The organism is Bacillus sp. JJ1127 (assembly GCF_036965845.1).
GTDB lineage: Bacteria > Bacillota > Bacilli > Bacillales > Bacillaceae_G > Bacillus_A.
On record NZ_JBALQK010000307.1, the window covers coordinates 1 to 5260 of the forward strand.

4 protein-coding genes and 1 pseudogene are annotated in these 5260 nt (G+C 34.8%); 2 read left to right on the forward strand and 3 right to left on the reverse strand.

Features of this window, described 5'->3' with window-relative positions; genetic code table 11:
* The first annotated feature begins 458 nt into the window (after positions 1 to 458).
* On the forward strand, positions 459 to 608 hold the full coding sequence (locus tag V7183_RS23330) for an ABC transporter ATP-binding protein (protein WP_306620589.1): 150 nt from the start codon (positions 459 to 461) through the stop codon (positions 606 to 608).
* Between the two features lie 126 nt (positions 609 to 734).
* Here V7183_RS23330 and V7183_RS23335 read toward each other — a convergent pair whose 3' ends face one another.
* On the reverse strand, positions 735 to 1970 hold the full coding sequence (locus V7183_RS23335) for an MFS transporter (RefSeq protein ID WP_438825196.1): 1236 nt from the start codon (positions 1968 to 1970) through the stop codon (positions 735 to 737).
* A gap of 103 nt (positions 1971 to 2073) precedes the next feature.
* Here V7183_RS23335 and V7183_RS23340 point away from each other — a divergent pair, with 103 nt between their 5' ends.
* Complete coding sequence (locus V7183_RS23340) at positions 2074 to 2934, forward strand: LysR family transcriptional regulator (protein ID WP_335360998.1); 861 nt, start codon at positions 2074 to 2076, stop codon at positions 2932 to 2934.
* 107 nt (positions 2935 to 3041) lie between these two features.
* Here the strand turns inward: V7183_RS23340 and V7183_RS23345 are convergent, their stop codons facing one another.
* Complete coding sequence (locus tag V7183_RS23345; protein WP_335360999.1) at positions 3042 to 4910, reverse strand: thioredoxin domain-containing protein; 1869 nt, start codon at positions 4908 to 4910, stop codon at positions 3042 to 3044.
* 40 nt (positions 4911 to 4950) lie between these two features.
* Positions 4951 to 5109: pseudogene (locus tag V7183_RS23350) on the reverse strand (DUF255 domain-containing protein); the annotation flags it as partial.
* Positions 5110 to 5260: the final 151 nt, after the last annotated feature.

The following is a 5260-nucleotide window of genomic DNA, read 5'->3' on the forward strand; positions in this document are numbered from 1 at the left end:
AGTAAAAACAGAACGAGCAGACGAGTGTAGGTTACTTTTTATTCTACATAGCAGGGATTTAGATGTCGCAAAATTAAAATGGATTTATATATATCCGAGGAATAAACTACATATTCATATTTCATCCTCAATCCTACTACTTTCATGTACCTTTTGATTCTCTCTCTACCTTTCCAAAAAGTTCATATAGAAAGATATTCAAGGAAAGCTTTCTATATTCAAATTTTTGATTACTTTCTATTGTATTTCTTTCTCATAAAAATTCCACCTAACAATCCGATTCGCCTAACTATAATTTTGTATTTCTATGTAACATTCATTCCAAACAACATATACGATATAAAAAAGGAGGCACTCTATTGGAAAACATCGATAGGGGAAAACGACTAGCTCTTGAAATGTTCAGTTATCAAACAAATAAAAATAATATAGTTTTTATCTAATATTATGGAAAATAAATTATGATTTTAAAAGGGAACGAAGCGAGTAATTTTTTTAATAAAATAAATCCTGCAGACAATGAAAAAGAATGTCAACTCATTATAGCCAAAATAACAGGGAATTTCAAAAAAAGAAATAAGCGGAAAAGAAATAATAACAAGCATTAAGTTCATTTATCCCGCTATTCACGGGCAGTCCTCTTACTGTTGAAAGTTTCACTTTATATGTCGTATTACCAGTTCTTTTAAAATTCATTTCAAAATTGATTATACAGCATATCACACAAAAAAATGTCATTCACATGACATTTTTTTCAAATTTTTCAACAAACTTATCGCTGAAGCAACCAGTAATATCGCTATCCCTATCCAAGCCCACATATACCCTCTTATATCCACTATAGATCCGAAAATAGGCGGAGCTAAAAGAATCGCAATTTGATTTAGCGTAAGCGCAAAGCTAACAGTCATTCCAACTGATTCCTCGCTTGATGTTTCAGCAACCTCAACCATAAAAAGACTGAACCATCCAATAGCAAAGAAACCTAACAAACCACTGACCAAAAATAAACTCCATACCGAAAGATTATGTACATTCAATATTAAAATGAATATGAAAACAAATGCAGCAAGTACAGAAATCAATAATGGCTTGCGTCGATTACCTTTATAGAAGGAATCGCTGACTGCAGCTAATACAATTCGCCCCAGCATACCAAAAAATAAAGTGACTGAAAATACTTTTCCCACCAAAATGGGAGATATTGATTTCTCCGTAATCAAAAAGTTTATAAAATGCCCAATCAATACCATTTGTAATGAAATCATACAAATTCCTGTAAACAAAACTGGATATAACGCCTTGTTACTCATCACTTCTTTTAACTTTTGCCAAAAAGAGATTTCTTTGTTAGTTAATGCAGGCTCATTATGAGCGAATGGTTCCCTATAAAACAACAAAAATAATACTCCTCCTGTAATACATATACTTGAAAGAATATATATCGTAAATGACAAACCGAACTTTAACGCGAGTATTGGAATGATAGCCCCCGCGACTGCACCGCCTATCGGAATGCCAGCTTGCCTAATTCCCATAGCTAATCCCCGATTTTCTTTCGGAAACCATTTTAAAACCACCTTACTTCCGCCTGGCTGTGCCATACTATAAAACACTCCCACTATCATAAGAACAAATAATAATCCCATAAATCCTTCCACTAGATGAATAAACAAAATAGACCCACCAAGGAATATAGAACTAACTCCAATGAGTAACTTCTCACTATATTGATCAAGCAACCTCCCTACAAAAAGCATACAAAAGAGCGGTCCAATATTAACAGCAGTTAACAACAACCCCATTTGCATATCACTAAGGTGATATATTTCCTTCCAAAAAAATGCTAAAGGTCCTACCCCATATGTTATAAGCGTTGCACTTGCCTGCGTTACTGTTGCTAACATGAGCACAATCCATTTATACAAACTACCATGCTTTATGACCTCATCTTTACTTAGCAATATCATCCCTCCAATATCCCTTTCATTGTATGAAAGTTCAGATATCATATAAAATGAGTATTAATGATAAAAATCATCAAAATAATTGATACCTTTAGGAGGTTTTTCAATGGATATAAAAGATCTCACTATTTTTCATGAAGTCGCTAAGGAAGGTAATATATCTCACGCTGCTCAAAACTTAAATTATGTACAATCAAATGTGACAATGCGTATTAAACAACTAGAAAATGAACTGGGGACACCATTATTTTACCGAAATGGAAAAGGCGTTTCTTTAACTTCAAATGGAGAAATTTTACTAACTTATACTAAACAAATCATTCATTTAATGGAACAATCTATTAAAGCTGTCCAAAACAACGGAGTACAGCCAAAAGGAACATTAAAAATTGGATCTACAGAATCTACAACGGCTGTCCGTCTTCCTTCCATATTAACATCATATTATGAAATATACCCTGACGTGGAATTCATTTTAGAAACCCATTCAACAGAAAAATTAATTCAGCTTGTTTTAGAACGAAAGCTTGAAGGTGCATTCATCGCTGGAACTATTCATCATTCTGATCTCGATTCTCTTTTGTTCCAAGAAGAAGAATTAGTTCTTGTTAGTAAACGTCCTTTATTTTCTTTTAGAAATTTAGGGGAAATGAATATATTAGCTTTTAGCAAAGGTTGTTACTACCGAAACCTATTAGAAAAATGGCTTTATGAAGAAGGAATTTATCCAAAACGAGTATTAGAATTTGGAACGATAGAAGCTATACTGGCTTGTGTAAAATCAGGCATGGGCATCGCTATCATGATAAAATCTCTTATACAAGATCACGAACATTCTTTAGCCTTAACTCCTTTACCTAAAAGTTTTTCAAGGGTACCCACTACTTTTATCGTTCGAAAAGATACTTTTTATTCAGGTGCTTTACGTAAGTTTATTGATAGGATTACAAATGCATCAGGTATATGAAAAGAGTAACTTTTAAGTATAAGTTACTCTTTCTTTTTTAAGATTAATTACCATGCAATAAAAGAACCTCACTACTTATAAAATGAGTGAGGTTCTTTCGTATCACATTATATTCTTCTTAATATCTCATTCATATCTATCAGCGGCTGCTCACAAGCATAGTTTTCACAAATATAAACTGTCATTTTATTATCAATCATTTTATGATGAACTGCAAAATCAGCAATCCCAGCAAATTCATCTGATGATGCAGCAACTAGTACTGAATTATTCGGTGAGAAAGTTCCCTGCACTCTCTTTATAAGATTGCGTCTCTCTTCATTATCTTCTCCAACAATAACAAATTCCTTTTTCGGGGATTCCGCCAATAATACGCTTTGTAAAAATAAAGAATGTCCACTTCCATAGGAAGACAATGCTTTCGAGAACGTTGTATACATAATCTCTACCTGCTGTCTTAACGTCTCATCACCTACTAAGGAAGCTAAGCGAAGAAGCTGAACTGCTGCTACACTATTTCCTGAAGGCATGGCCCCGTCATATACTTCTTTATCACGAATAAGCAACTCTTCCGCATCACTTCCAGTAAAGAAAAAGCCTCCATTCTCTTGATCCCAAAATAATGCATTCATTTCTGTAACAATTTCTTTTGCCTTCTTCACGTATTCCAAATCAAATGTTGCTTCATACATCTCCATATATGCCCAAAGTAAATAAGCATAATCATCAATATACCCTTTAAACTTCACTTCTCCATCACGATAACGAGCCATGACACGATTGTTTACAATAAGTTTCTCTTCAATAAATACGAGTGCATGCTTGGCAAGTTGCACATACTCTTCATTCACAAATACACGACCCGCTTTTCCTAACGCGCTAATCATTAATGCATTCCATGACGTTAGTACTTTATCATCTAAATGCGGATATATACGAAGTGATCGTTTCGCTAATAAAATTTCACGAGCGACTTCTAGTTTTTCTTTTATTTCCTTAATAGATAAATCAAACTGATCGGCCATTTTATCCCACTCTGTATGAATTAGATTTGGAATATTTGCCCCTTCAAAGTTACCTTTTTCCGTCACATCATACACTGCGCAATACAATATGCCAAGCTCATCACCAAGCACTTCCATCACTTCATCTTTTGACCAAACGTAGTACTTCCCTTCTACTCCTTCACTATCTGCATCAAGCGCGGAATAAAAACTACCGTTTTCATCAGTCATTTCTCGCTTAATAAAAGTGATGATTTCATCTGCAATTTGTTTATACCGTTCATCATGAAGAACTTGATAACCCTCTGTATAAGCGTGAAGAAGAAGCGCATTATCATATAGCATTTTCTCAAAGTGCGGAACAAGCCATGCTTCATCTGTTGCGTAGCGGGCAAACCCGAATCCAACATGATCATATATCCCGCCGTTTGCCATACTATCAAGCGTTTTCTTTGCAAAGTATAACGCCTGTTCATTGTCTATTAACAGTTGATAACGTAATAAATACATTAACATATGGGGCGATGGAAACTTCGGTGCTCCACCAAACCCGCCATATATCGTATCAAAGCTACTGGCAAGCTGCTGGAACGTACTATGTAATACATCTTTATGTAATGCCTCATTACTTGCTTTTACTTTATTTTGTAGCCCTTCGATTATTTGCTGTGAAACAGCTGTGATACGCTCTTGATCACTTTCGTAAATATGAGCTAGTTGCGGTAAGATATCCATCATACCCGGACGATTGTAATAACTATGCTTAGGGAAATACGTCCCTGCATAAAACGGCTTTTGATCTGGTGTTAAAAACACATTCAGCGGCCAACCGCCTTGTCCTGTCATCATTTGGCAGACGCTCATATGAATCGAGTCAACATCTGGACGTTCTTCACGATCTACTTTAATTGGGATGAAATATAAATTTAAGAGTGATGCTACTTCTTCGTCTTCAAAAGATTCACGCTCCATGACGTGGCACCAATGACATGTGGTTTGTTACACCAAACTAGGAGTAGCCAATAGAAACAAATACAGGTTTGTTCTCTTTCTTTGCTTTCTCAAAAGCTTCCTCTCCCCAAGGGTACCAATCTACAGGATTATACGCATGCTGGAGCAAATATGGAGACTTTTCATGTATGAGTCTATTGGCTTTCTTATCCATAGTCATAGTGTAATCACCTCCTCTAATGATTACTTTTTTCATACTTCATTTTCTTACTCTAATTCAATAAGGCTTAGAGAAAATTTACAGTGATTTCACTTTCATCATGACCTGAAATTTTTCTTAAGTCAATATAACTAATTATATAAATCCATTT